Annotated in this window: 1 protein-coding gene; it reads right to left on the bottom strand. The window is 72.0% G+C overall.

All coding sequences use genetic code 11. The annotated features are described in order from the left end of the window. On the bottom strand, positions 1-646 hold a 646-nt coding region (locus BN4348_RS58915), incomplete at its 3' end, for an AAA family ATPase (RefSeq protein ID WP_142308835.1). Positions 647-888 lie beyond the last annotated feature (242 nt).

The following is an 888-nucleotide window of genomic DNA, read 5'->3' as shown; positions in this document are numbered from 1 at the left end:
GCTGCACCAGCAGGTCGATGGCCTCGGGCGCGACGGCGACCTTCCCGCCCAGCCCACGCGGGTCGTCGACGGCGCGCTGGACGACGGTGCGGACGTCCTCGGAGGTCAGCGGCCGCAGCTGCAGGATCAGCGACCGCGACAGCAGCGGCGCCACCACGGAGAACGACGGGTTTTCGGTGGTCGCGGCCACCAGCAGCACCACCCGGTTCTCCACGGCCGACAGCAGCGCGTCCTGCTGGGTTTTGGAGAACCGGTGCACCTCGTCGATGAAGAGGACGCTCTGTTCGCCGGAAAGGAGGGCCCGGCGAGCGACATCGATGACGGCCCGGACCTCCTTGACCCCGGCCGACAGCGCCGACAGCGCCTCGAACCGGCGCCCGGTGGCCTGCGAGATCAGCGCCGCCAGCGTCGTCTTTCCGCTGCCCGGCGGGCCGTACAGGATGACCGACGCCATGCCCGAGCCCTCCACCAGGCGGCGCAGCGGCGACCCGGGCGTCAGCAGGTGGTCCTGCCCCACCACCTCGTCCAGCGATGCCGGCCGCATCCGCACGGCCAGGGGCGCACCGGCCGACACGCCCAGGCCGTGGTCGGCTGTCCGCGGTGCGCCGGGGAGGTCAAACAGACCGTCGGGCACGGTTTTAGGCATACCACGTCGTGCCGACGGCGCGCCCCGGGCGCTTATTTGCTAAGTTCCGGTTTGCCGAGTTTGGACGCGCGTGCCCACAGGTTGAATCCAACAGCTAGGACGGACATGAGCCAGCCTCCCGAATACCCAGGCCAGAACGTCCCAAGTCAGGGCCCTCCCGGCTACCCGCCACCGCCCGGCTACGGCGCACCCCCTCCTCCCCCGCCGCCACCGCCGGGTCCCGGCTATGGCCCGCCGCCCGG

It is taken from the genome of Mycobacterium interjectum (assembly GCF_900078675.2).
Lineage (GTDB): Bacteria > Actinomycetota > Actinomycetes > Mycobacteriales > Mycobacteriaceae > Mycobacterium > Mycobacterium interjectum.
Note: the sequence above shows the minus strand (reverse complement) of the source record. Positions and strands in the feature narration are given on the sequence as shown.